At 63.3% G+C, this 26,120-nt stretch carries 22 protein-coding genes; 8 read left to right on the top strand and 14 right to left on the bottom strand.

Annotated features, from left to right (window positions below):
• Positions 1–15: 15 nt before the first annotated feature.
• The 8 genes from F4X08_08960 to F4X08_08925 form a co-directional block, all read right to left on the bottom strand.
• Positions 16–1,233: a mandelate racemase gene (locus tag F4X08_08960; protein ID MYD25927.1), complete on the bottom strand. Its 1,218-nt coding sequence runs from the start codon at positions 1,231–1,233 to the stop codon at positions 16–18.
• 44 nt (positions 1,234–1,277) lie between these two features.
• The gene (locus F4X08_08955; GenBank protein ID MYD25926.1) at positions 1,278–2,048 is read right to left on the bottom strand and encodes a phytanoyl-CoA dioxygenase family protein; all 771 of its coding nucleotides are present in this window, start codon (positions 2,046–2,048) and stop codon (positions 1,278–1,280) included.
• Entirely contained in the window at positions 2,049–2,807 is a 759-nt protein-coding gene (locus tag F4X08_08950) for an SDR family oxidoreductase (protein MYD25925.1), read from the bottom strand.
• Positions 2,808–2,939: 132 nt separating this feature from the next.
• Entirely contained in the window at positions 2,940–4,007 is a 1,068-nt protein-coding gene (locus tag F4X08_08945) for an ABC transporter permease (protein MYD25924.1), read from the bottom strand.
• A 13-nt stretch (positions 4,008–4,020) separates the two neighbouring features.
• Positions 4,021–5,007, bottom strand: a complete 987-nt coding sequence (locus F4X08_08940; protein ID MYD25923.1) for an ABC transporter permease — start codon at positions 5,005–5,007, stop codon at positions 4,021–4,023.
• A complete protein-coding gene (locus F4X08_08935; GenBank protein MYD25922.1) occupies positions 5,004–6,995 on the bottom strand; it encodes an ABC transporter substrate-binding protein in 1,992 nt (663 codons plus the stop codon). The genes F4X08_08940 and F4X08_08935 overlap by 4 nt, the downstream gene beginning before the upstream one ends.
• 30 nt (positions 6,996–7,025) lie before the next feature.
• A complete protein-coding gene (locus F4X08_08930) occupies positions 7,026–8,033 on the bottom strand; it encodes an ABC transporter ATP-binding protein (GenBank protein MYD25921.1) in 1,008 nt (335 codons plus the stop codon).
• A 6-nt stretch (positions 8,034–8,039) separates the two neighbouring features.
• Entirely contained in the window at positions 8,040–9,044 is a 1,005-nt protein-coding gene (locus tag F4X08_08925; GenBank protein MYD25920.1) for an ABC transporter ATP-binding protein, read from the bottom strand.
• Between the two features lie 220 nt (positions 9,045–9,264).
• Here F4X08_08925 and F4X08_08920 point away from each other — a divergent pair, with 220 nt between their 5' ends.
• Positions 9,265–10,515, top strand: coding sequence for an aminotransferase class I/II-fold pyridoxal phosphate-dependent enzyme (locus tag F4X08_08920; protein MYD25919.1), 1,251 nt, complete (start codon positions 9,265–9,267; stop codon positions 10,513–10,515).
• A gap of 95 nt (positions 10,516–10,610) precedes the next feature.
• Here F4X08_08920 and F4X08_08915 read toward each other — a convergent pair whose 3' ends face one another.
• The 4 genes from F4X08_08915 to F4X08_08900 form a co-directional block, all read right to left on the bottom strand.
• Complete coding sequence (locus F4X08_08915; protein ID MYD25918.1) at positions 10,611–11,378, bottom strand: phosphotransferase; 768 nt, start codon at positions 11,376–11,378, stop codon at positions 10,611–10,613.
• A gap of 98 nt (positions 11,379–11,476) precedes the next feature.
• A complete protein-coding gene (hflB, locus tag F4X08_08910; GenBank protein MYD25917.1) occupies positions 11,477–13,801 on the bottom strand; it encodes an ATP-dependent zinc metalloprotease FtsH in 2,325 nt (774 codons plus the stop codon).
• Positions 13,732–14,346 carry a sigma-70 family RNA polymerase sigma factor gene (locus F4X08_08905; protein ID MYD25916.1) on the bottom strand — a complete coding sequence of 205 codons (615 nt, stop codon included), beginning with the start codon at positions 14,344–14,346 and terminating at the stop codon, positions 13,732–13,734. The genes hflB and F4X08_08905 overlap by 70 nt, the downstream gene beginning before the upstream one ends.
• A 147-nt stretch (positions 14,347–14,493) precedes the next feature.
• On the bottom strand, positions 14,494–15,837 hold the full coding sequence (locus F4X08_08900; protein MYD25915.1) for a sodium:alanine symporter family protein: 1,344 nt from the start codon (positions 15,835–15,837) through the stop codon (positions 14,494–14,496).
• 223 nt (positions 15,838–16,060) lie between these two features.
• Between F4X08_08900 and F4X08_08895 the strand changes: the two genes are divergently transcribed.
• The 5 genes from F4X08_08895 to F4X08_08875 all read left to right on the top strand — a co-directional run bounded on the left by F4X08_08895 (position 16,061) and on the right by F4X08_08875 (position 21,687).
• A complete protein-coding gene (locus F4X08_08895) occupies positions 16,061–17,203 on the top strand; it encodes a Gfo/Idh/MocA family oxidoreductase (protein MYD25914.1) in 1,143 nt (380 codons plus the stop codon).
• On the top strand, positions 17,200–18,006 hold the full coding sequence (locus F4X08_08890) for a hypothetical protein (GenBank protein ID MYD25913.1): 807 nt from the start codon (positions 17,200–17,202) through the stop codon (positions 18,004–18,006). The genes F4X08_08895 and F4X08_08890 overlap by 4 nt, the downstream gene beginning before the upstream one ends.
• 72 nt (positions 18,007–18,078) lie before the next feature.
• Positions 18,079–19,068, top strand: a complete 990-nt coding sequence (locus F4X08_08885) for an ABC transporter permease (protein ID MYD25912.1) — start codon at positions 18,079–18,081, stop codon at positions 19,066–19,068.
• Positions 19,065–20,717 (top strand): ABC transporter substrate-binding protein, encoded by a 1,653-nt coding sequence (locus tag F4X08_08880; GenBank protein ID MYD25911.1) that lies wholly within the window; start codon positions 19,065–19,067, stop codon positions 20,715–20,717. The genes F4X08_08885 and F4X08_08880 overlap by 4 nt, the downstream gene beginning before the upstream one ends.
• A gap of 49 nt (positions 20,718–20,766) precedes the next feature.
• Complete coding sequence (locus tag F4X08_08875) at positions 20,767–21,687, top strand: ABC transporter permease (protein ID MYD25910.1); 921 nt, start codon at positions 20,767–20,769, stop codon at positions 21,685–21,687.
• Positions 21,688–21,704: 17 nt separating this feature from the next.
• On the opposite strand, the gene F4X08_08870 is transcribed toward F4X08_08875, so the two are convergent.
• Positions 21,705–22,385: a DsbA family protein gene (locus tag F4X08_08870; GenBank protein MYD25909.1), complete on the bottom strand. Its 681-nt coding sequence runs from the start codon at positions 22,383–22,385 to the stop codon at positions 21,705–21,707.
• A gap of 85 nt (positions 22,386–22,470) precedes the next feature.
• Between F4X08_08870 and F4X08_08865 the strand changes: the two genes are divergently transcribed.
• The gene (locus F4X08_08865) at positions 22,471–23,541 is read left to right on the top strand and encodes a DUF2961 domain-containing protein (GenBank protein MYD25908.1); all 1,071 of its coding nucleotides are present in this window, start codon (positions 22,471–22,473) and stop codon (positions 23,539–23,541) included.
• Positions 23,542–23,597: 56 nt separating this feature from the next.
• Positions 23,598–24,851, top strand: coding sequence for an MFS transporter (locus tag F4X08_08860; protein MYD25907.1), 1,254 nt, complete (start codon positions 23,598–23,600; stop codon positions 24,849–24,851).
• A gap of 77 nt (positions 24,852–24,928) precedes the next feature.
• On the opposite strand, the gene F4X08_08855 is transcribed toward F4X08_08860, so the two are convergent.
• The gene (locus F4X08_08855) at positions 24,929–26,095 is read right to left on the bottom strand and encodes an alpha-hydroxy-acid oxidizing protein (GenBank protein MYD25906.1); all 1,167 of its coding nucleotides are present in this window, start codon (positions 26,093–26,095) and stop codon (positions 24,929–24,931) included.
• Positions 26,096–26,120 lie beyond the last annotated feature (25 nt).

Raw genomic sequence — 26,120 nt, 5'->3', positions numbered from 1 at the left:
GACAGAACTATTTACTTAGGGCCGTACAATCGAACCATCCGCCCTGCGGTCCTCCGCGGCGTACCGGGGCGTCGCCGCTTCACCCTCATTTACCAGCCTAGCAGCCGCATCCTCGTCGATGTCGAGTCCAAGGCCTGGGTTGTCGTTGGTGTAGAGATGCCCATCCCTTAGCTCGCAGGCGCCGGGGAACGCCGCGTATTCCTCTTCGCTGAAGGCGTTCTCTTCCTGGATTCCGAAGCTCCAGCTGGACAGGTCGAGGTGAACGGCCGCGGCCTGGTTGACCGGGTCGTTGTCGCCACCCTCCTGCCAGGCGGTGTTGATGCCGAAGGATTCGCAGAGGCTCGCGATCTTGCGGCACGGCGTGATGCCGCCCGCCTTGGATACCCGCACGCGGACATAGTCGATGAGGCGCTCGGTAATGAGGGGCGTCCATTCGTGGGGATTCACGAAGAGTTCGCCCATGGCCTGGGGCGTCGTGCACTGTTCCCGGATGAGGCGGTACCACTGCACCTGTTCGGGCGAAAGGACGTCCTCGAGGAAGAAGAGCCGGTAGGGTTCGAGGCGCTTGGACAGAGCCACGGCCGACTGCGGCCGGAGATGTTCGTGCACGTCGTGGGTCAGCTTGGGGCCGAAGCCAAGTTTCGAGCGCAGGTACTCGAACATGTTCGGAATGGCCTCGATGTAGGCCTCGTCGTCGAAGACCTGGTCGGCGGGCCAGGCGTTCGTGGGCCGGGGCGCCACTTCCGACGGGATGAATCCGCCACCGCCGTAGCCGCCTAATTGGCAGCGGACCACGGGAAAGCCTTCGTCCAGGTAGCCCTGAATGGCTTCCAGCAGGGCTTCCGGCGTGCCGCCTCCCGCGTGGGCATAGCAGGGCACGGCGCTCCGGCAGGCGCCGCCGAGGAGCTGGTAGACGGGCATGCCTGCTTCCTTGCCCTTGATGTCCCACAGGGCCATATCGATCCCGGAAAGGGCCGTGTTGGTGATGGCGCCGTTACGCCAGTAGCCGCTCGTGTAGAACGTCTGCCAGATATCCTCGATGCGGCTGACATCCCGTCCGATGAGCTTCGGGGCCAGCATGGACTCGACGGCCTCGATAACGGCGCGCTGGTGGTAGTGATCGCTTGCGGACCCGATGCCGTACAATCCGGGCTGGTTCGTGGTGATCTTTACGATGCCCCAGGTGCCGTTCGAACGCGTCCGGATGCACTTCACGCCGGTGATCGTGGTCAAGGTCCGCTCCTTTGTTTGCGGAGTCTGCTCTGTGGCCGCAGCGCTTATTCGGCCGTTACCCGCTCGCCGTCCACAAGAAAGGGCTCCGCGTTGCTCCAGTTCCGCGTGCCGTCTTCGGTAAGGATCGGTTCAGCGGAATACTGGGTCAGATACACGCGGCGCCAGCCGTCAGAGGTATTCGGGCTGCTGCGGTGGAAGGACACGCTGGAGAATACGGCGATGCTCCCGGCCGGCGCGACCACGGGCACGCCGGGATCGTCGCCGAAGTAGCCGATCTTGTCGTTGGTCTCGTCCACGATGCGGTGATCCTGGCGGCGTCTCGTGCCCGCGCGAGAGAAGGGCAGGATGTAGACCGTGCCGTTCTCGTCGGAGACGTCGTCGAGGGCGGCCCAGCAGCTCATGTAGGGCCGGTGGTCGAACCCCACGTAGCCCGAGTCCTGGTGCCAGCCGAACTTCATGCCGACCTCGGGACCCTTGACCACGAACTGCTCGTGGAAGAGATAGGCGGTATCGCCCAGGGTGCTTCTGCAGATCTCGGCCATGATCTCGCTGAATATGTAAGGCCGAAGGCTGGGATTGTCGCGGTGCCGGTTCGAGATGAAGTAACGGCTGCCCTTGTGGGTGATGCCCCGGGATTTCTCCGCTTCCCTGGCCATCTCGGCCTCCATCTCGACCCTCAACCGGTCGCACTCGCAGCGTATGTATTCCAGCTGTTCATCGTCCAGGGCGGACTCGAGAATGAAGTACCCTTCTTCCTGGTACTGCTGCTTCTGCGCATCGGTGATCTCGACGGGCTTTGCTCTGGTTACCGACATTTATCCCCGTCCTATGTAGGGCATGGTGGTGGCCATGACCGTGATGAACTGTACGTTGGCGTCGAGGGGCAGTCCGGCCATAAAAACCACGGCGTCGGCCACGTTCTTCACGTGCATCCTGGCCTCGGCCAGCAGGTCGCCGGTGGGCTGCAGGATGCCCTCCTGCATGCGCTGGGTCATCTCCGTGGCCGCGTTGCCGATGTCGATCTGCCCGCAGGCGATGTTGTACTTCCGACCATCGAGGGAAGTCGAACGCGTCAAGCCGGTTACGGCGTGCTTGGTGGCAGTGTACGGCGCCGAGTTCGGTCGGGGCACATGGGCGGAGACCGATCCGTTGTTGATGATCCGGCCGCCCTGCGGATCCTGGTCCTTCATGATCCTGAAAGCCTCCTTCGTGCAGAGGAAGGAACCCGTCAGGTTGACGTCCACCACGGTCTGCCACTGATCGGCCATCAGCTCTTCGAGGAGCACGGCGGGCGCCCCGGTTCCGGCGTTGTTGAACAGCAGGTCCAGGCGGCCGTGGGCCGCCTTCGTTTCCGCGAAGAGGCGCTCGACCTGCGAGGCGATCCCCACGTCCGTCGGCACGACCAGCAACCGGTCCGCGGCATCGCCGGCATCGGCCACGGTCGACTCCAGGGCATCTTCTCGCCGGCCCGCTAAGACCACACTGTAACCCGCGTCCAGCAACGCCAGGGAACAGGCCTTACCGATACCGGAACCCGCGCCGGTGACGACGGCGACTTTGGTGGATTTACTCATGCTGTGCTCCTATCTCGATTGTAGATACTTTGTATATACGCCATTCGATTACAGGTCCTACGGAGGTAGATTCGTCTCCTGTCGATACGACACTGCAACTAACCATTCCGGGACGGTATCTGCAATCCTTTTTCACGAATAAGGATCCGCGGCGTCGCGCAACGCGTCTCCCAGGAAGTTGAAGGCGATGACGACGACCAGTACCGGCGCGGCGGGGAAGAGCAGCCAGGGGTGGTTCAGCAGCACCGTCACGCGCTGCGCCTCTTCGAGCAGCACGCCCCAGCTGGTCATGGGCGGCCGGATGCCGAGGCCCAGGAAGCTCAGGGCCGTTTCGCCCAGGATCATCCCCGGGATGGCCAGCGTGGCCACCACGATGATGTGGCTGTAGCAGCCGGGCAGCAGGTGGCGCGAAATGATGTACCAGTGTCCCGCGCCGGCCGATCGCGCCGCCGTGGTGTAGTCCTGTTCCCGGAACACGAGGACCTTGCCCCGTACTTCGCGGGCCAGGCCGCCCCAGCTGATTATGGACAGGATGATCGTGATGCCCAGGTAGGTCTCGATGCTCGTCCATCCGGCCGGCAGCGCCGCGCCCAGGGCCATCCAGAGGGGGATCGGCGGAAAAGAGGCCAGGATCTCGACGACTCGCTGAAGGGCGTGGTCGATCCAGCCGCCGAAGTAACCGGACAACGTGCCGAGGACCGATCCGAGGATCAGGCTGAGGAACACGCCGATGATCCCCACCGTGAGCGATACACGGCCGCCGTGGATCATGCGGGAGAGCAGGTCGCGGCCCATGCGGTCCGTGCCCAGGAGGTACATGGGGCCCTCGGAATGGATCAGCCGGAAATCCCCGTCGCCGTCCCGCGACAGGAACCGGACAGGATATTGCCGGGACGGGTCCGTTTCGTACTCCAGTTCCAGCGTCACCGGATTCTGCGTGGAAGTCAGGCCGTTCACGTAGAACCCGCCGGACCAGTCGAAATGCAGGTCCTGGGGCGGCAGGTACCGGACCTGGATCCGGATTTCGTTGTGGTCGTAGGGGGAAAAAGTGCCGGCAAACAGGGCCGCGAAGTAGAACATCGCCAGCACCACCCCCGCCGCGATGCCCATCCGGTTCTTCCGGAACCTGCGCCAGATCAGCGTCCGGTAGCTGAGATAGCCCGAATCCTGGACGGTTGCCGCCTGGTCGACCGTGGTCATGGATTCGCTCCGGTTAGTCATACCGTATCCTCGGATCCGCCCAGGCCAGCGCGATGTCGGCCAGGATGTTGCCGATGATCAGGAGCAGGCTGAACATCATCAGGAGAGTGCCGGCCAGGTAGATGTCCTCGGCGACCAGGGCCCGGAGCAGCAGCGGCCCCACGGTCGGCAGACCCAGGACGATCGCCACGATGGTGGCCCCGGAGAGGATGTTCGGCAGGCTCATACCCAGGATCGTGATCAGCGGGTTGATGGCGATGCGCGCCGCGTGCTTGATGACGACGACGGACTCCTTGAGGCCCTTGGCGCGGGCCGTCTGGACGAAGGGCTGGCCGAGGACGTCCAGCAGGTTGCCGCGCATGATGCGCATCAGGCCGGCCGTGCCGTTGATGCCCACCACGATGACCGGGATCCAGAGGTGCTTCAAAAAGTCGACGAGCTTGTCCCAGGTCCAGGGCGCGCCTTCGTACTCGCTCGAGAAGAGGCCGAACAGGGGTATCCGGTAGATCTCGAAGACGAAGACCAGGAGGGCGAGGGCCAGCAGGAATCCCGGCATGGACATGCCGATGAAGCTGATGAAGGACAGCACGTTGTCGGACAGGCGGTACTGGTGGGTAGCCGAGTAGATGCCGATGGGGATGGCCACGGCGTAGGTGAACAGCAGGGCGCCCAGGGCGATGAGCACGGTGAAGGCGAGCCGGTCCCAGATCAGCTGGTTGACTTCCTGCTCGTATTCGAAGGATTCGCCGAAATCCCCCACGACGAACCCCGAGATCCAGCCCACGTACTGCCGCCACATGGGCCGGTCCAGGCCGTAGCGCTCGCGCAACTCGTCGATGCGCGCGATCGAGCTGCTGTCGCCGTACATCTCCTCCAGTTCCTGGATCTTGCGGTCCAGGAAGTCGCCCTCGGGCAGCTGGATGATGACGAAGCCGATCATCGAGATGGCCAGGAGGGTCGGGATGGCCAGGAGACAGCGCTTGATAACGTAGTTGATCATTCGATATAGAACTGCTCGGGAAAACTCGTCGCCGGACCGGCGATCGCCCAGGGGCCGAGAATACCGCTGTCGGGTACGTTATGGAAGTTGTTCTTCACGATGACGGGCTTGGGTGTGCGGGCCACGGTGCCCAGGTGGAAGGGCCCGTGCTCGATATGAATCCGCACGGCGTCCTGCACCAGGCGGTGCCGGGTTTCCTCGTCCCGCTCGTGCTTGATCTGGTCGTAGATGTCGAGCAGTTCGACCATGATACCCGTCGGCGCTTCGCCCCTTTCCCCGCCTGATTCGTACCACTTGCCCACCTGGGGATGCCAGTACTTCCCCATCGTCGGGAATACCCAGTCGGGGTAGGTGAACAGGTCCATTTCGGCCTCGCCGTGGAGATGGACAGTGAACTCGCCGAGGTCGCGGCGCAGCTTGAGTTCGGCTCCGGGCGGCGTGTATACGATGACCTCCAGCCCCAGTGCCCGCCAGCCCTCGGCTACGATCAGGGCCACGTCGTTTTCGTGGGCGATGTGCGCCGCGGCCGGCGCATCCAGCACGAGGCTGAGCCGCCGGCCGTCGGGACGGAGCCGGTATCCCTCGGCGTCGCGGCGGGTGAGTCCCATCTCGTCCAGCAGCCTGTTCGCCTTCGGAATGTCGTAGTCCGCGTCGGTGGCCTTCCACAGATCGAACAATCGCGCACCCTCCGGATCCAGGAAATGCCAGCCCTCCTCGCTCACGGTGGCGGCCTGGGGTTGCGCGAGGCCCTTGAAGGCGACGGCGTTGCATTTCTCGCGGTCGATGGCCGCGGCGAGCGCCTTGCGGAACCGCTGGTCGCGGATCAGGCCGCGGAGGACCGGGTCGTTGTCCGACCAGTTCAGGTTGATCGCCGGATCCGCTCCGGAAGCGCTCTCCCATAGCTTGACCCGGTACTCCCCTTTATCCCGTCCTTCCATGAAAAGGGAAAAGTCCCGGAGTTCCATATCGCGGAACTGGCAGTCCACCTCGCCGGCCAGCACCCGCAGGACGCGGATCTGGGCCTCGGGGACCAGGGTCGTGACCACCTGGTCGATGTAGGGGAGCTGGCGACCGTCGTCGTCCACGACGTAGTAGTACGGGTTCCGCTCCAGGATCACCCGGAAGCCGCCCTTTTCGATGCGGGAGATGGTCCACGGCCAGAGGGAAGGCTGGTCCGGGTTGCGCTGGGGCAGCCTGCGCTTCTCATAGAGGACGAAATCGTCCACCTCGTCGTTGTGGTCCGGGTGGAACTGCTTCATGTAGTGTTCCGGCACGTTGTACTCTTCGCTCCACCAGAATCCGGTCGCCAGCCACAGAGGCACCAGCCAGTTGGGTCCCGCGAACTTCATGACGATGGTGTAGTCGTCCGGCGTTTCGACCCCCATGGGCTTTCCGTCCACGAGGCACCACACGGGCGGCGGGTACCGGTGGCGGTCGTCGAGGCACAGGTCGTACCACGCGCGGAAGGACGCCGAGGTATAAGGATGGCCGTCGGACCACCGGACACCCTCGCGCAGCTTGAGCGTCAGTTCGGTGCCGTCCTCGTTGAACGCCCACGATTCCGCCAGGCCCGGCTCGAGGCCCGTGGTCAGCCGGTTCCACCGGATCAGCGGGGCGTATCCGGCGATCATCTTCCAGGAGCCGAGATCGGTGTTGTTGTGGAACTTGCGCCAGGTCCCGCCGTAGACCCCGGGGCCGTCGTACCCCTCATAGTCGTGATTGGCTACGAGCGGGTTGGCCGGGATCCGCTCGTGGAGGGGAGGCAGGGTGCCCGCCGCCACCCGGGCGGCCAGTTCGGGTGCTTCCAGCGACGTCCGGGCCTCCTGGGCGGCAACCTTCGGGTCCGGTGTGGACCCGGTAATCGGCGAATCTGGTGTGGACCCGGCAACCTTCGGGTCCGGTGCAGACCCGCCGCCGGAACAGGACGGCAGCCCGGCGAGGGCCGGCAGCAGCAGGCAAATCAGCAGGTTTTTCTTAACTTTTTTCATCCAGGACTCCGAATTTATCCACTCGCCCGGTCAAATACCCTGGAGAGACAACGTGTCGCTGTAGTGGCACGCCGCCTTGACGCCTCCGGGATAGGTCTTGAGTTCCGGTTCCGCTTCCCGGCACAGGTCCGTAGCATGCCGGCACCGAGGATGAAAATGACAACCCTTCGGCGGCGACGCGGGATCGGGCACGTCGCCGGTCAGGGCGATGCGCGTCCGTTTCTTCTGTACCGCGGGATCGGCCACCGGGACGGCGGAGATCAGGGCCTCCGTGTAGGGGTGCAGCGGATGGTGGTAGACCTGCTCGGCAGGACCCGTTTCCACGATCCGGCCGAGGTACATGATCGCCACCCGGTCGCTGATGTGCTGCAGCACGCTCAGGTCGTGGGTGATGAAGATATAGGACAGGCCCATGCGATCCTTGAGCGAGGCCAGCAGGTTCAGGATCTGGGACTGCACGGATACGTCCAGGGCCGACACGGGCTCGTCCGCGATGATCAGCTCGGGCCGGAGGGACAGCGCCCGTGCGATGCCGATGCGCTGGCGCTGGCCCCCGCTGAAGGCATGGGGATAGCGGCGCATGTCTGCCGCGTTCAGCCCCACGTCGGCCAGCAGGCCGGCCACGCGGTCCTCCAGTTCGGTCCCGCGGGCCAGCCCGTTCACCCGGAGCGGTTCGCCCACGATGTCGCTCACCGTCATCCGGGGGTTGAGGGACGAGTTCGGATCCTGGAACACCATCTGCATGCGGTGCAGGTAAGGACGCATTTCGCGCCGGTCCAGGGGACTGAGGTTCACCCGCTCCGCGCCGAAGAAGATATCGCCGTCCGTCGGCGGGATCGTCTTCAGCACGCACCGTCCCAGCGTGGTCTTGCCGCAGCCGCTCTCGCCCGCCAGGCCGAGGGTCTCGCCGGCGCCGCACTGGATATCCACGCCGTCCACCGCCCGGACGTCGCCCCGCCTGCGCCGCCAGAGTCCTTTTCGGATCGGGAAATGCTTCTTCAGGTTCCGGACGTCGAGTATGGTTTCCATATCAGGCATCCCGCATCAGGAATCCAGCGCGACCTGGTCCGCGTGCCAGCAGCGAACGCTGTGTCCCGGTTCGGTTTCTTCCACGGGGGGCATCGAGGTGCACTGCTCCGTGGCATAACGGCATCGGGGCGCGAAAGCGCAACCCTCCGGCAGGTTGAGCGGAGACGGTACCGTGCCCGGGATCGTGGACAGCTTCGTCGACTTCTCCCTGTTGATCCGAGGCGCCGATTCGAGCAACCCCCAGGTGTAGGGGTGGGCGGGTTGGTAGAAAATACGCTCCGGCGATCCGGTTTCGACGACCTGCCCCGCGTACATGATCATGATTTCGTCGGCCATGTCGGCAATGACGCCCAGGTCGTGGGTGATCATCACGATGGCCATGTTCAGGTTGTCTTTCAGTTCCTTGAGCAGATCGAGGATCTGCGCCTGGATGGTCACGTCCAGCGCCGTGGTGGGCTCGTCGGCGATCAGGAGTTCGGGACCGCACGACAGGGCCATGGCGATCATGGCGCGCTGCCGCATGCCGCCGGATAGCTCGTGAGGATACTCGTCCACCCGTTGCAGGGGGCCGGGGATGCCGACTTCGGACAGGGCCTCCACCGCGCGGGCACGGGCGGCCTGGCGGTCCATGCCGTGGTGCAGGCGCAGCGCCTCTCCGATCTGACTGCCCACGGTGTATACAGGGTTGAGGGCGGTCATGGGCTCCTGGAAGATCATGGAGATCCTGCGGCCCCGGATCCGGCGCATGGCGTCGCCCCCCGGTTCGAGTTCGTGTATGTCGACGGTCGCCCCGTTTCCCCTTTCATGATAGGTGATCTTTCCTTCCACGTACCCGGGTTTCGGAACCAGCCGCATGAGGGAGAGGCCCATCATGCTTTTTCCGCACCCGCTTTCACCCACCACGCCAAGGGTTCTGCCCCGCCTGATCCGGAACGAGACGTCACGCACGGCCCGGACGGGACCGTCGTCTGTGGGGATCACGGCTGATAGGTGTGAAACATCAAGGAGAAGGTCTTGCATACAGGGTCATTTTAACGGCCTCTTCGAAGGTCTGTCAAGGTGATACCGCCTACTGCCACAACCGGAATATCGAAGAGAGGTGGCCGCCGGAATATTGAAGAGACGTGGCCGATGGATTGTAAGCAATAAAACTGTGTACACTCATTTAACGCGATCGTATTTACTATAGTCGTAACTTAACTATAGCTGTATTTACCCAGGTTAACCGAAGGAGTCGAATATGCACGCGTCAGAGACGGCCATGAAAGCCTGGTCTCGCCGGGGCTTCATGAAAGGCGCTTTGGCGGCCGGAACGGCCGGCATCGCCCTGTCCATGTCGGACCGAATGGCCATGGCCACGCAGTTGATCACGGGCGGAAGGCCCAGCATCGAAGCCATCAGGGGTGTGGGTGTGCAGCCGGGTCTCGTACGCATGAGCCTGAATGAGAACCCGTTGGGACCGTCGCCCCGGGCCATCGAGGCCATGGCGAACCGGATGTTCGGCGTCAACCGCTACGGTACGGACCTGAGCGATCTGATGCAGGCCCTGTCGACCTTCGACGGAGTGGAACTGCCCGAGCCGGACAATTCCATGCGGCGCTCGTTTTTCAGGCCGCCTCCCGGTCCCTTCATGTTGACTCCGGGATCCAGTCTCATCCTGGACCTGCTCTGCCTGGCCTATCTCAGTCGCAACGGCGGCGAAGTCATCGAAGCGGAATATGGATACGGGTCCATTTCCCGTTCCGCCAGTGATTACAACGACATGTTCGGCGTCGACGTCAACATCATCCGTGCGCCGATGACGCCGGAATACAAGCACGACCTCGATGGAATGGCCGCCCTGGCCTCCGACAGGACGTCGCTGGTCGTCATCACCAATCCGAACAACCCCACGGGAACGCTGCTGCAACCCGACGAAATCGAAGCCTTCATCAACAAGCTACCGGCTACCGCCATCGTGGTCATCGACGAGGCTTACTTGCACTTCGTGGAGCAGGATCCGATTCCCTCGGCGGTACCGCTGGCGGTCAAGTACGACAACGTAGCCGTGGTAAGGACCTTTTCTAAGGCCTTTGCGCTGGCGGCCGTGAGGCTGGGGTACTGCGTCGCCTCGCAGAAGATCCAGGATGAATTGCGGAAGTACTACCAGGAGTCGCCGAACGCCCTGGCCACCGTGGCCGGCGCCGCCGCGGTACGCGACCTGGAGCACCTGCAGAAGTCTCGCGAGGCGGTCTGGGATTTCAAGAAGCGGTGTTACGCCACTTTCGACGAGATGGGGATCGAATACCTGCCGTCCCAGGGCACCTTCGTGATGGCCGATCTGAAGCGCCCGGCCATGCAGGTGGTCCGGGAAATGCGCGCGAGAAACGTCTGGATCAGTTCCCGGCGGCAACGGGAGTTCCGTACCTGGATCAGAGTCTCCGCGGGTACGGAAGCCGAGACCGAGGTCTTCCTCCAGACCCTCAAGGACGTGCTGGCCAAGTCCAGCTAAGTCCTTCAGGTTTCTGACCGTTAATTACAAAAGCCCGGCGGGGCGATCTCCGCCGGGCTTTTACTTGCCGAAGTATTCAGGTCAACAGGCTCGTTCTATACCAGGTTTCGGTACTCCGCCCTCAACCAGTCTCTTTCTCGCGACATAACTTCCAGGTCTCCCCGACGAAAATAGGTACTCCAGGGTTCGACGCCTGATCTCCCCAACGTCGATATCCTTGAAATCTCCGTTTCCTGGAGGTCGTGGAGGGCATGAATCACGCCATCCGGGCTGAACTCACCGTAAGCCTCGCACAACACATGCAGTCGTTTCCGTAATTCAGGCGATTCCTCGAAACCGGCTTTCGGCCAGAAATCGTCGCCACGCAGTGGAACAAGATGCCAGGCGATCTGTGCGACATCCGTAATCGTCTCGCCAGGTTCGGCTAAATCCCAATCGATAACTCCTCGCAGCACGTCATCCAACCAGATGGTATTCCAGGGCCCAAGATCACCGTGTCGTACGATTAACCCGGGTTGCCATCGCAGATCCGGAACACACCATCCCGTTTCGTCTGTAGGGATGTAATCCTTTATTACAACATGGTAGGATTTCAGGAATCCAGCTAACTGAATCAGGCCGCTGTCCGTCCGCAGTACTTCCGGCCACGGCCTGGTTCCGGGTTCCCCTTCAATCCAGGAGAGAGTTTCATATTCGTGGTCTACCCCGAGCAATCGGGGAACGCCCTTAAAACCTGTATTTTCAAGATACCTCAGCAGGCCGTGTACCGCGGGTGTCCATCGATTGACGGGACGGCGTAGCGTATCGCCGATGCGTTCGACGACGTGCAAGGCCCCGCGATATGATTTCCTGGATAAAGCCATTTTCGCTCAATAAGAAATCGGGGACGTGAGATGCACCTCTCGCCCCCGAATTGCTATCTTCTTCCTGCCTGTAGTACTTCCGGCTTAACGCCCTTAAGTTAACGCCTCTTCGACGTTTCCACGGTTTCATCGAGATCGGGTGCCGTTACCGGCTCCTCGTCCGACTTTTCCGACCCGTCCGAGCCGTCTACCGCTGCGACGCCGTTGCCATCCGTGGACGGCGTTTCAGCTGTCGCTTCTTCCGCCGATGACTTCTCCGTATCGCCCTCGCCGTCGTCTTGCGCGACTTCCTTATGCGCCTCCTCTGCGGCGCTCTCGCCGTCCTCTTGCGCGACATCCTTCGATCCGGAATCGCCATCATCCTTCGATCCAGCGTTGTCATCCTTCTTCGGTGGCAGGGTCTTGCCTTCGATGAGCGCGGCCACCTCGTCCCGGGAGAGTGTATCCCGTTCCAGGAGGGCCTTGGCTACGACGTGTAGCTGGGGTTCGTACTCCTTGAGCAGCTTTTCCACACGTTCTCCCGCCTCGGTCACGAAACGCTGGATCTCCTGGTCGATGCGATGGGCGGTGGTCTCGCTGTAGTTGGGCTGGTGGGCGATGTCCCGGCCGAGGAAGACCTCGTGCTCCTTCTCGCCCAGCGCCGTGGCGCCGAGTTCTTCGCTCATCCCCCAGTCGCATACCATGTGTCGGCTGATGCGGGTGACCTGTTCGATGTCGCTTTGTGCGCCGGAGGTCACTTCGCCGAAGACGATCTGTTCTGCCGCCCGGCCGCCCAGGGCCGCGGCCATCGTGCCCAGGCAGTAGGAACGGGACTGTAGGTAGCGTTCCTCCGGCAGGGGGATGGTCACGCCGAGGCCTCTGCCCTGGGGCAGGATCGTCACCTTGTGCAGGGGATCGATTTCGGGGATGAGTTCGAAGGCGAGGGCGTGTCCGGCCTCGTGGTAGGCCACGATCTCACGCTCCTTGTCGCTGATGACAAGCTGGCGCTTCGATCCCATCATGATCTTTTCTTTGGCTTCTTCGAAGTCTTCGCTGGTTACGGAGGCGCGATCGTACCGCGCCGCGATGAGCGCTGCCTCGTTCACCATATTGGCCAGGTCCGCGCCGACCATGCCGGGCACGCCCTTGGCGAGCACATCCAACTTGACCGAGTCGTCGAGAGGGATCTTGCGGCTCTTTACGTGGATCTCGAGGATCTTCTCCCGTCCCACGACGTCGGGCCGGTCGACGACGATGTGCCGGTCGAAGCGGCCGGGCCGGAGCAGCGCGGGATCGAGCACGTCCGGACGGTTCGTCGCGCCGATCACGATGATGGAGTCCGTTTTCTCGAAACCGTCCAGCCCCACCAGCAACTGGTTCAGGGTCTGTTCCCGCTCGTCATGCCCGCCGCCGAGTCCGGCACCCCGGTGTCGTCCGATGGCGTCGATTTCATCGATGAAAATGATACACGGTGCGTTCTGGCGTGCCTGGTCGAAAAGGTCCCGCACGCGGGAGGCGCCCACGCCGACGAACATCTCCACGAAGTCCGATCCGCTCATGCTGAAGAAGGGCACGCCCGCCTCACCAGCGACAGCTTTGGCGAGCAGGGTCTTCCCCGTGCCCGGCGGCCCCAGCAGCAGGGCGCCTTTCGGTATCCGGCCGCCCAGGGCGTGGAACTTGTCCGGGTTCTTCAGGAACTCCACGATCTCCTGCAGGTCGCGCTTGGCCTCGAGCACGCCGGCCACGTCGGCGAAGGTGATGGAGGGCCGGTCTTCCACGATCATCTTGGCCCGGCTCTTGCCAAAGGAGAACATGCCGCGCTGGCCCGACTGCATCTGGCGCAGGATGAAGATCCAGAACCCGATGAGCAGCAGCCACGGCAGGGCGGCGATGAGGTAGCCCACCCAGTTGGTGGCTTCCGGTTCGGCCGTAACCATGACGTTTTTGGCCATGAGATCGGCCACCAGCTCCGGATCGTCGAAGGGGATGTATACCTTGAACTCGCGCAGGCTCTGGTTCGCGCCTTCGACCACGGTCGACGAGTTCTGGCGCAGCGTGCCCGTAATCAGCTTCTCGGTGATGGTGACCTGCTCGATGTTGTCGGCTTCGAGGAACTGCTGGAACTGCGTGTAGGACACCGTTACCGCGTTGTCGCCACGCCTGGGCAGGAACTGCGCGGCCATCAGGAAGAACAGGAAGAGCACGAGCCAGATCAGGATCGAACGGTTCTTCCTCGTCTTGTCGGGCGGTGGCTGCCGGTCGTTTCTGGGCTGGTGCTGTCGGTCGTCCGGGGGCGGGTGCGGATTCCGGTCCTGCGGTGGTTGGGACATGTCTTGTAGAAGACCTCGGTTCGTTCGGGGGTTGGATGGAGTTCTCAGAAACCGGTGCAAATCGGCGCGGCGACGATCAGATGTCGAAGATCCAGGCCGCCTTCTGCAGGCCATTGCGACCAGTCCCTGAACATGCTCCGCAGCTTGCTTCGCGCTTCCGATAGCCTGCGTTTCACGGTGCCCACGGGGACGTTCATCCGCGTGCTGACCTCGTCACAGGAGTAACCGGTGAAATAGTACATGGCGACGGTCCGGCCGAGTGCGTGCGACAGGGTCGCTACGGCTTTCCGCACGCTGCGGCGCTTTGCCCGGTCCAGGTGCTCGTCGCCCGGCCAGGTGCTTTCGGCGCCTTCCTCCGGCTGGATCTCCGACCAGGCCGTTTCCCGGTGGTGCCGGTCACCCGCGTGCGCGAGGCACCGGTTGCGCGCAATGGCGCGCAGCCACTGCGGAAACCGCTCCGGATCGCGCAGGGACGACAGCCGCTGGTAAACGGAAAGCCAGATATCCTGTACGATATCCTGCCTGTCCTGGCGGTTCCTGACCATGGATCCCACGATACGCCTGATCTCGCGGTCATACCGCGTCACCAGTTTTTCGAAGTCGTCCGGACTGTCGTTCAGCACGCTTTCGATGATGAGTCCGTCCGCCGTGTGCGCCATTTCGTGTATCCTGCGTCAGGGTCCAGTTGCGCGTGAAGTGCGCGAGGCACCGTCTACTATACTAAGAGGCCCCGGAGCGAGAATCGGTTCGGTTTTTTTTCGCACCTTTCCAACCCACCGGTAATATACCCGATACACGCTACATCGTCAAGCGGCCCCGGCGGCCTGTTCGTTGACGGATACCACGCGTATTTCGCGGGTCAGACCGATCAATCCGACGAGATTGGGAAACATCATGCAGGCGACCATGATATCGCCAAGGTCCCAGATCAGCCGGGCTTCATAAACGGCCCCGAAGAAGGCGGCCGCGCACCAGGTGATCCGGATACCCAGCACCACGCCCCGGGAGTCCGTCACGAACCGAAGACCCTGCTCGGCATAGTAGGACCAGGTGACCATGGTCGTGAACCCGAACATCAGGGAGCAGAGCGCGACGATGGCGCCGCCGAAGGGGATGGTGGTGTTGAGTGCGGAAGCCACGAGGGCGGTGCTGATTTCGCCGTTGTGCCACACGCCGGCGATGACGACGGTCACCGCGGTCATGGAGCAGACGACGATCGTGTCGATGAAGACGCCGATCATCGAGATGTACCCCTGGCGAACCGGGTTGCTCGTCTGCGCTGCACTGTGGGCGATTCCGGCGCTTCCCAGACCCGCCTCGCTGGAGATGACACCCCGTCGGATACCGTACTGAATCGTCCGGGACACCGTGGCCCCGGCGAATCCCCCGATGGCCGCGACAGGAGTGAAGGCGCTTTCCACGATCAGCCAGAGCGTTGCCGGCAGCGCACTGAAATGGGTGATCACGACGTAGATTACGCTGGCGGCGTAGACGATCACCATCGTCGGCACGAGCCTTTCCGCGACCAGGCCGATACGCTTGATCCCGCCGATCACGACCACGGCCAGGATGCCGGCCAGCAGGGCGCCGGTGATCCACTTGGCCACGTGGAACTGGGTATCCAGCACCAGGGCGATGGAGTTCGCCTGGCCGATGTTCCCGCCGCCCAGGCCGCCCAGCGTGGCGCAGAGGGCGAAGACCACGCCGATGGTGGGCAGGTTCAGCCCCTCCTTCAGATAGGACATGGGGCCGCCGAGCATGAGGCCGTCCCGCGTCTTTCCCCGGTACCGCAGGGCCAGCACGGTCTCCGCGTACTTCGTCGCCATGCCCAGGGGCGCCATGGCTGCCATCCAGAAGGCCGCGCCCGGACCGCCCACCGCGATGGCCGTCGCCACCCCCGCGATGTTTCCGTTGCCGATGGTGGCCGCCATGGCGGTGGTCAACGCCTGGAAGGGCGAGATGTCGCCCGATTCCTGCTCGCCCTTGTCCCTGCGCAGGGCGCCCCGCATGACCAGGCCGACGGCCGTGCCGAACTTTCGGAACTGGACCCCTCTGCTGGCCACGGTAAGCATGAGACCCAGGACGGCGAGCACGCCGATCGTCCAGGGTCCCCACATGAAATCGGATATCGCGCGCAGGACGGCATCCATGGCGTACCTCTTTCGCTGATAACGGGGTGTGGATGTAATGTTTAATTCGCTGAAACGGGATGTGGATTAATCTACGGTGCTTCGCGCGTTAAACAAGACCAAAGACCACCGGCCGCGCTGTTCGAAAACGGCCGCGCTGTTCGAATCCCTGTTTTGGTTGTCACTCGTGACGGCCCGGTTTATCTTGGATGCTCGCATACATCAGGGTTGAATTGGAGTCGTCATGGCCGACCGCGTCTACGGCGTGCTGCTGGTCAGTTTCAGCAAACACAGCCACCAGAGCAGTTTCGTCCCCGCCTTCGTGGACCATCCCCGGATCCGCATCGTCGGGGTGGCGGACGACGCGGACATCGACCCCTATCTCAAGCCACAGAACCGGACCTGGGCCGAACAGTTGGGCGTGCCCTATCTGGAAGGGATCGAGACGGCCGTCCAGGGGGACGAGGTCGATGTCGTGAGCATCGGTCACGAGATCGAACGCCGTGCCGAAATCGCCAGGCTGGCTGCTCGGGCCGGCAAGCACCTGTGGATCGACAAGTACATCGGCGCCAACATGCGGGAATGCCGCGACGTGGTCGACGCCGTAGAAGGCTCAGGCGTCACATCTATCCTTCCCAGTTACGTTTACAACGATTTCGTCAACCAGAGCAAAAGGATGATTGACGCGGGGATCCTGGGCGAATTGACGGCGATGCACGTCGATATCCTCTTCGGCAAGGGGATCCCGCGGTCCATTTCGAATGCACAGCGAAAACCCGGTTTCCTGCCGCCGGGCAGGTGGAAATTTCCGGACATCAAACGGGAATTGCTGACGGTCGGCGCCTATGCCGTTGCCCTGGTGCAGCAGTGCTTCGACCCCATTGTCGAGGTATACGGCCAGGGCGGTGCCTACTTCTTCCCGGAACATGCCGCACATGGCGCGGACGACTTCGGCACGCTGTCCCTCGTGGACCGGTCGGGCCGGGTAGCCACCCTGTCCGCCGGGCGCAACGGCATCGCCTCCCATGGCGCCGGTGGACCGAACCTGGCCTACCTGTTCGGCACGAAGGGAACGGGCCGGATCGACGGGAAACGCCCCGGCATCGATACCTACCTGAGAAACCGCATCGTGGACGGCGACTACAATGTCGACAAAGACGATCCCATGCAGTGGCACAGCGGCCCGCCCACCATGCTGACCTCCACGGGAACTGAATTCAGCCGCGCCGCCCTGGATGACCTGGTACACGCACTGGACACCGGCGCGCGTCCGCGCTTCACCGTCCGGGACGCCCGGGACCACATGGAAATGTTGCTCGCGGGCTACGAATCCATCGTGCGGAAACGGCCGGTACGTCTGCCCCTGTGCGGCGGGGAGGTGGCGTGAAAGACATCGATGGACTGGTCATAGGCAGTCCGAGGGAATTCGACTTTTACCGGGAGGACCTGGAGGCGCAGGACGGCGTGGTGTTTGCCCGGCCGAACGCCCTCGAAACATACCTGCCCCGGCATGCCTTTTTCCTTACACCCTACCGGGGCATGGCCGCGGATGCGGCACGCCTGGTAGAAAAGGGTGTCGACGTGCGGACGGCTGGTCCGTTGCCGGTCCGGACGCGCCGTCCGGATATACCTATCACGGATATACACCGGTCCGACGCCGGATTCCGGGCGATGTTTGAAACGAGCCGTCACGCCGATTTCGGGGAACCGGTATACCTTCGTCTGATCTCTTCGCCGGAAGGTGGGACGTGGCAGAAGTGGTGGTGCGTCTTCCAGTCGTGCCGCAAGGCCGCGGCGCTGCTGGATTCCCCCCTGCGCCGCGTATATGTAGCCGCGGCGGGAACCGCACCTCGTCTGCACGTAAGCATCACGCTGAAGACGGACCGTCATTCCACCGGTCATCTGCTGGTGGCGCCGAATGGGCCCCGGCTGCAGGACGACCTGTTGTTGGTGGGTACGGGCGGTACGCTTGCGGAAGATCCCCTGCTCAATCAACCCGGCATGTACGGGAAATCGGACTATCGCATGTTGACGAGGCCGCCCCGGCGGTGTCTGGCCGACCTGTGGGGGAATGAGGCCCTGATCACCTTGACCGCCGATGAACGCAGTTTCTACCATGACCTGCTCCGTGCGATCGGCGACTCGTCGCAGTCACAGAGTGGTATCTGCCTGGAATACCCCGCGGCATGACTGATCCGGGACTGTGACTGATTCGGGCATGTGGTTGGGTGGACCGGTGCGTTTCAAGGATAAAACGTTACCATGACCGTCATTTCCCCATCTGCCGCCGGCGTCGAGTCGGAAGAGACCGGCCCGGCGTCTCTGACCTTCCTGCGGCGCATGCTGAAGCACCGCATGGTCTGCGCCGGCGGCGGACTGGTCCTGTTCCTGGCGGCCCTGGCACTGGCTGCCCCGGTCCTGACCGGGCTGGGTTATCTACAGGACCCTATGCTGCAGTTGGCCGACGGCCTCAACGCCGACGGGTTGCCCATCCCGCCCGGCGACCGGTTTCTCCTAGGTACGGACCAGCTCGGACGGGACGTGCTGGCCCGCCTGGTACACGGTACCCGCATCTCCCTGCTTGTCGGCATCGTGGCCATGCTCATCGCTGTTTGCGTCGGGGTGACCGTGGGCATGCTCGCGGGATTCCACGGCGGCTGGGTGAATACCTTGCTCATGCGCGGAACCGATGTCATGCTGGCCATACCCGGGCTGCTTCTGGCCATCGCCTTCGCCGGACTGATGGATGGACGCGTGATCCGTATCCACATCGAATCCCTGGACTGGCACGTGCTGGACATCACGCTGAAACGGGGCCTGGTCAGCGTGTTCCTCGTCATCGGGCTCGTCAGCTGGACCTGGATCGCCCGGACCATACGAAGCCAGGTACTGATCCTGAAGACCCGGGAGTTTGTCACGTCATCACGGGCTATCGGCTGTTCCGATATCCGCATCATGGTGCGGCATCTCCTGCCCAACATCCTTCCCCTGACCATCGTGCTCGGTTCCCTGGCGACGGCGAACACGGTTCTGCTCGACGCCGGTCTGAGTTATCTCGGGGTTGGTGTTCCGCCGCCCGCGCCGTCGTGGGGTACCATGATTGCCGAGGGACAGCCGTACTTCATCGTCTCTCCGCACCTCACCGTGGCGCCGGGCCTGTTCATAGTCGCGGCCGTGGTGGGATTCAACCTGCTCGGCCAGGGCCTGCAGGAGGTACTGGATCCCTACGTGAAGGAGGGACAGGGACGATGAATGGTACACGGGCGCGGAAACCCGCGATAGAAGCCCCGTCTGGTCCGCATTCGTTGGCAGTGGCGTGTCTTGCGGTGCTGTTCCTCGTGGTTTCCTGTTCCGGCGACGCCCCTCCCAGCCGACTGCACCCCGAGGAGAACGTCCTGCGGATCGCCGTGCCTTCGGATCCGCGATCGCTCGATCCGGCCATCGCCTACGACGTGGTGACCTGGCCGCTGGTGCGCGCCCTGTTCCACGGCCTGGTAGACTATGACGACGACCTGAACCTGGTTCCCTGGCACGCGCGTTCGTGGACGATCTCCGAGGATGGCCGGACCATTACCTTCAAGTTGCGCCAGGACATCCATTTCTCGAACGGCCGACCGATCACCTCCGGGGATTTCGCCTGGTCCCTCGAACGGATTCTGGATCCCGCCACCAAGTCCCCGGGACAGGGATTCTACCGGAACATCGCCGGGGCCCGAGCGTTTCAGGACGGTTCGGCGGACCGGGTCACGGGCCTGCGCACACCCGATTCCGAGACCCTGGTGATCGAGCTGGTCCATCCGGATCTGCCCTTCCTGTACTGCATGGCCATGCCCTTTGCCTACGCCGTTCCAAGGGAGGAGGTGGAGCGGCGCGGGGAGACGTTCGGGCGGCATCCCGTCGGCGCGGGCCCCTTTGTGCTTGCGGACTGGCAGCGCGGAACGCGGATGCGGCTCGAGAAGAATCCGGCGTACTACCTCGCGGATGAGATCCGGCTCGAAGCCATCGAACTGATGGTCGGCGGAGACGAGACCCTGCACATGATGATGTTCGAAAGGGGCGAGCTGGACATTGCCAGCGTCACGTCGACGGGGATTCCGGACGCGGACTTCATCCGGGTGATGAAAGACCCTGTCCTCAGCCAGCGGGTCGCCCATCAACCGCTGAACGCCATCCAGTACCTATCCATGAACACCGAGATGCCGCCTTTCGACCAGGTGGAAGTACGCAGGGCAGTCAACCACGCCATCGACCGACAGCGGATCGTGAGCCTGATCAGCGACCGGGGCATCCTGGCCCGAGGCGTGCTGCCGCCCGGCATGCCGGGATTCAACGAGGAGCTCGAAGGATACGACCACGACCCGGAAAAAGCCCGCAGCCTGCTTGCGGAGGCCGGATACCCCGAGGGATTCACAACCGAACTCATGATCACGGCCCAGAGCGGTATCGATACCAAGATCGGACAGGCGGTGCAGCAGGACCTCGGAGAGGTCGGCATCACCGTGGAAATCAGGCCGGTCACCGGATCGACGCGGATCGAAGCGACGGGCCGGCGCGGCGCGGTACCCTTCTCCACCTTCGGCTGGTACCAGGACTATCCGGATCCGAGCAATTTCCTCGACGTGCTGTTGAACGGCAACCGCATTACCGAAGTGAACAGCACCAACGTGGCGTTCTATGACAATGCATCGGTGAACGCGTTGCTGGACGAAGCGTCCACCAGCACGGACCGGCAACACCGCCTGGCGCTTTACCGTGAGGCGGAGCGTCTGGTGGTGGAGGACGCCCCCTGGGTATTCCTGTACTACCCGCAGATGTATTTGCTCCGTCAGCCCTGGCTCGAGGGGCTGAAGCTCAATCCGGTCTGGCCCATCCGCTACGAATTGATGTGGATCGAACCATGAAACGCGGCCGAATCCATAGAATGACCTCGCCGTTTAGAAGGACCTCGCCATGTTGAGCCGGATCCTGCGCCGCCTGGGATGGGCGGCCGTGGTACTGTGGGGGACCACGGTGATCACGTTTCTGATCGTGCACGCGGTTCCGGCCGATCCGGTGCGGGTATACGCGGGGGCGAACGCCGATGCGGAGACGATCGAGCGGATCCGCGCCGAAATGGGCTTCGATGATCCGCTCATCGTGCAGTACGGCCGCTACATCGGCAACCTGCTGCGAGGCGACCTCGGCACGTCCCTGGTGACGGGGGAACGGGTCCTCGACGCCCTCCTGGCCAGGTTCCCGGTAACCCTCTCCCTGGCGCTGACGGCCGTATGTCTGTGGATGCTGATGAGCGTGCCGCTGGGCGTCCTCACGGCGAAGTACCGCGGTAGGGCCATCGACCGGACGGTGCTCATCGTATCCCTGGTCGCCATTTCCCTGCCCGTCTTCTGGCTGGCCCGCATGCTGCAGTACTACCTGGCCTACCAAACCGGCCTGTTTCCGGTGGGCGGATGGGCGGGCTGGACCCACATCATCCTGCCGTCGGCGACCCTCGCCCTGGTGATTACAGGATATTACGCCCGGCTGGTGCACACGAACATGGTGGAGGTGCTGAACGCCGACTACGTGCGCGTAGCCCGCGCCAAGGGGATCCCCGAGTACGTCGTCCTGTTCAAGCACGGGCTGCGGAACGCCGTCATCCCCGTCATCACCGTACTCGGCCTCGACATGGCTGCCCTCATGGGCGGTGTGGTGTTTACCGAGAACGTCTTCGCCCTGCCGGGACTGGGCGTCCTGGCCCTGCAGTCGGTCTTCAATCTCGACGTGCCCATGATCATGGGCGTCGTGCTCTTCTCGGCCACGATGGTCGTCTGCGCCAACATCGTGGTGGATTTCGTGTATATGTGGATCGATCCCAGGGTCGAGGGGATGTAGCGTTCGACGGGACGTATTCAGGACAGCAGCGACGAAGTCAGCAGGTCCACCACCAGGTCTTCTTCTTCGTAACCGTAGGCCAGCCAGAACTGGTTGTCGTCGTGTTCCAGGATCATCGTGGGGAACTTGTCGGCATGAAGGGACCGACGAAGCGCGAAGTCCTCTTGGAGCAGTTCGTCGGTGCGGGCCGAGACGAGGTCATCGGAAAAGCGCTGCGTGTCCATGTTCAATTCGCCGGCAAGCTGCACGAGTGTTTCCGCGTCCGACGGATTCCGCGCTTCGAGATAGTAGGCCCGCTGGATGGCGTGAAACATCGCCCCAATGCCGTCCGGCCGCTGCATCCCGGCTGCGATGACCGCCCGGCAGGCCGGGTACGTCGATCTCCTGGGCTCGCAGTCCTTCCAGAAATCCCAGTTGAATTCCGCGCCCGTTCGTTCGGCGACCAGCCGCCACTGGGACTGCACGTAGGTCCGGGTCTCCTCCGGCATGGGAGCTGCAGAGTCCCGGGCCAGGCCGCCCATGACGTAGCGGATGGGGATTTCTTCGGGGAGCACGCCGGAGACCGCCTCCAGCACCGGACTGAATCCCCAGCACCAGGAACACATGGGATCGGCGATGTAGTAGAGTACGTCGCGTTGCAAATTACACCGTCGCTTTCGTCGGTTATGGACGCCTAAAAAGACCTGTGCGCGTGCCATCGCGGAACGTATTATAGTGAAGCCGAGATCACCATATCAAGAAAAGTTATCACGAGGAGATGCGCATATGTTCAACGGACTGGGCATGGATATGGGAAACCTGTCTCGCCTGTCGCGCGCCAAGACGCGGTCCATCTCGCCGGAAAACACGGATGGCGGAAAGGGCCGGGGCGGCATGGCAACGGAGGGCACCGGAGCCCATAACGCGCGGCACCTGGGGCAGGGCTGGAAGATCTCCCCTTCCTTCGACATCGAAGCGGGAGAAACGCTGACGATGGCCGATATCGAAGGGTCCGGGGCCATTCAGCATATCTGGCTGACGCCTACCGGCCACTGGCGCTTCGCCATCCTGCGCATTTACTGGGATGACGAGGAGTATCCCTCCGTGGAATGTCCCATGGGCGATTTCTTCGCCTGCGGGTGGAGTGAATACGCCCACGTGTCCTCGCTGGCCGTGTGCGTGAATCCGGCCAGCGCGTTCAACTGCTACTGGGAGATGCCCTTTCGCAAGCGTTGCCGCATCACGCTGGAGAACATCGCCGACGAGAAGATGCGCGTGTACTACCAGATCGACTACACGCTGACCGAGGTTCCCGAGGACATCGGCTATTTCCACGCGAGCTTCCGGCGGACGAACCCCGTTCCCTACAAAGAGGTATTCACCATACTGGACGGCGTACAGGGGCACGGCCATTACGTCGGCACCTACATGGCGTGGGGATCCAACAGCAACGGATGGTGGGGCGAGGGGGAGATCAAGTTCTACATCGACGGGGACGACGAGTTTCCAACGATCTGCGGGACGGGTGTCGAAGACTACTTCTGCGGTTCGTACAACTTCGACATCGATGGTCGGTACGTGGAATATACCACCCCGTACGCGGGCATGCCCCAGGTCATCCGCCCCGACGGCATGTACAAGTCCCAGCAGCGGTTCGGCATGTACCGGTGGCACGTGTCGGATCCGGTGCGGTTCGAGGAGGACCTGAAGGTAACCATCCAGGCGTTGGGCTGGCGGCAACTGCTTGGCTTCACCCAGGGCGGCCCCTACCAGGCGCTCCAGGACGATGTCGCTTCGGTGGCCTTCTGGTACCAGACCCTGCCGAGCGTGCCCTTCCCCGCGCTGCCGGACCGGGATCAGCTGGAAGTCATCTGATCGGGAGAGGAGTTACCAGCGGCGGAACGGCATGAGTAACGGGCCGCGGGAGCACAATGGAACCGGAACAGCTTCAGTCGGTCCGCAGCCGGATCACCCACACCCTCTTCGTCACCCAGGCCCTCTTCGGCGCCACCCAGGTCGCGGCATTCACCGTCGTGCCCATCCTGGCGGCGCAGTTGTCCGACAGCGAGCGCATGACGGGCGTGCCCATGACCATCGCCTTTCTCGCGCGCTCGATCAGCGCCTTCCCCTTCGGCTGGATCATGGACCGCCTGGGCCGCCGGGCCGGGCTTGCAGCCGGATACCTGTCGTCCCTGATCGCCGCCGCGGCCAGTTTCCTCAGCGTCGCCGTCCATTCCTTTGCGGGATTCTGCGTCGCGTCTTTTTTCGCGGGCATGGCGCGCAGCTCCAGTGAGCAGGCGCGGTTCATCGGCGCGGAAATCTATCCCGAAGACGAACGGGCGCGCATCATCGGCCGAATCGTGTCCGCCGGCACCATCAGCGCCATCGGCGGCGCCATGATGGTGGCGCCCGCGGGGATCTGGATCGCGCAGTACGGCTATCCGCCCATGTCGGGGCCCTTCGTCGTCGGCGTGGGCCTGAGCCTGGCGGCGGTGCTGCTGACCCTCTTCCTGGTCCGCCCCGACCCGCTCGACCTCGCCCAGCGCATCAAACCATCCGCCGAATCGGAAATCGACGCGTCGACTGCGCGTCCCGTACGGGAGATCCTCCGCAACGTGCACGTCCGGTACGGGATCGCGGCCATGGTGATCGGCCAGTTCGTCATGACGTTGCTCATGGTGATCACGCCCCTGCACATGAGCCACCACGATCATGGCACCTGGCTGATCTCGTGGGTCATCATGGCGCACGCCATCGGCATGTTCGGCGTTTCCGGTATCACCGGGCGGCTGATCATCCGGTGGGGGCAGCACGCCATCGTGAAGTGGGGCGTGCTCATCCTCGTCGTTTCCTGCGTGATAACCCCGGTTTCTCCCCGGTTCATCCCCCTGACGATTGCCCTTTTCCTCCTTGGCCTGGGGTGGAACTTCTGCTTCATCGCCGGCTCTTCCCTCCTTTCAAACGCGCTCGCGCCCCTGGAACGGGGCCGTGTGCAGGGCGTCAACGAGATGTTCATCGCGCTGTCGGCGAGTTCGGCCAGCCTGGTGACGGGATTCCTCTTCGAATCGGGCGGCATGCTGCTGCTGGCGGCGATAGGGACCGCTTTCTCCGTCGGCCTGGGGTTCTGCAGCCTGGTTTATTCAAGGAAAACGGGGCGCGGGACACTGGCGGAAGCGGCGGGGTGACTGTGGCAAAACGATAGCGCAAGCGGCCTGCTGAGTGAGGTGGGATGAGCAGGAGGCGGCCGTCTGTGTGCGGCTTGCTACAAGGACTCCGGGTGGACCGGAGCGGGAATCTCGGCCAACGAGGCACATCCCAGGTTGACCATGTTGACTTCGAGGTCGGCCTTCAGGATTTCGAAGGCGTGATCGCCGCCCGTCTTGCCGAAGGCGCCTACGCCGTACATGAAAGCCCTGCCCAGCAGCACGAAATCAGCGCCCAAAGCGAGCGCCCGGATGATGTCCAGCCCGGTGCGCACCCCGCTGTCGAAGAGGATGCGGGCCCGACCGTCGACCTGGCGGACGATGGTCGGCAGCGCGTCGATGGCGGCGAGCGTGCCGTCGAACTGGCGGGCGCCGTGGTTCGAGACCTGGATGCCGTCCACGCCGGCCTCTATCGCCCGCTCCGCGTCATCTGGATGCATAATACCCTTCACGATCACCGGACCGTCCCATAGATCGCGAACCTCACGGATATAGTCCCAGTCGAGGGTGCCGCCCAACTCCTGGCCGACGTAACTCGCCACTTCGCCCATCTGCTTCGAATCGGCGTACTTCTCGATGGCCCTGAGCCTGGGCAACCCGGCGAGCAGGGTCTGGATCGTCCAGGTGGGATGGATCAGCGCTTCGTACACGAATCCGGCGGTGATCCGTGGCGGCGTTTCCAGGCCGGCGCGGCTGGTCCGTTCCCTTCGGCTGCCCATGGGCACGTCCGCCGTCACTGCGAGCGTATGGAAGCCGGCATCCATTGCGCGCTTCAACAGATCGTCGCGGATTTCCCGTTGCCGGGGCGGATAGAGCTGGAACCAGCCCATGTCGCCCACGATGGGTCCGACCGTCTCCGGCGCCTGCGTGGCCACCGTGCTCAGGCAGTAGGGGAAACGGTATTTAGCGGCCGTGGCGGCCAGGATGAACTCCGCTCGGGGCCACATGAGCCCGGTGAGCCCCACCGGCGCCATGCCGAAGGGCACGCTGTAGGTCCGCCCGAACAGGGTCGTGGTCAGGTCTGGTTTCAGATCGCCCTTCATGAAAACCGGTGAGAGCGTGACCTCCGCCATGCGCTCCAGGTTCCTCGCAACGGCCCGTTCGTCGCCCGTTCCGCAGTCGAGGTACTCCCAGGCGATGTGCGGCAGCCGCTTGCGCGTCAGCCTCCGCAGGTCGCTCACCGCGGGGTACCGTTGCAGCCGCCGTCTGAATCGCTTTTCCGTCATCCTTTTCGTTCCGGTTCGACTGGAA

The organism is Gemmatimonadota bacterium (assembly GCA_009841265.1).
Taxonomy (GTDB): domain Bacteria; phylum JAAXHH01; class JAAXHH01; order JAAXHH01; family JAAXHH01; genus JAAXHH01.
The sequence above is the reverse complement of the archived record's forward strand: the minus strand, read 5'-3'. Positions and strand labels throughout refer to the sequence as shown.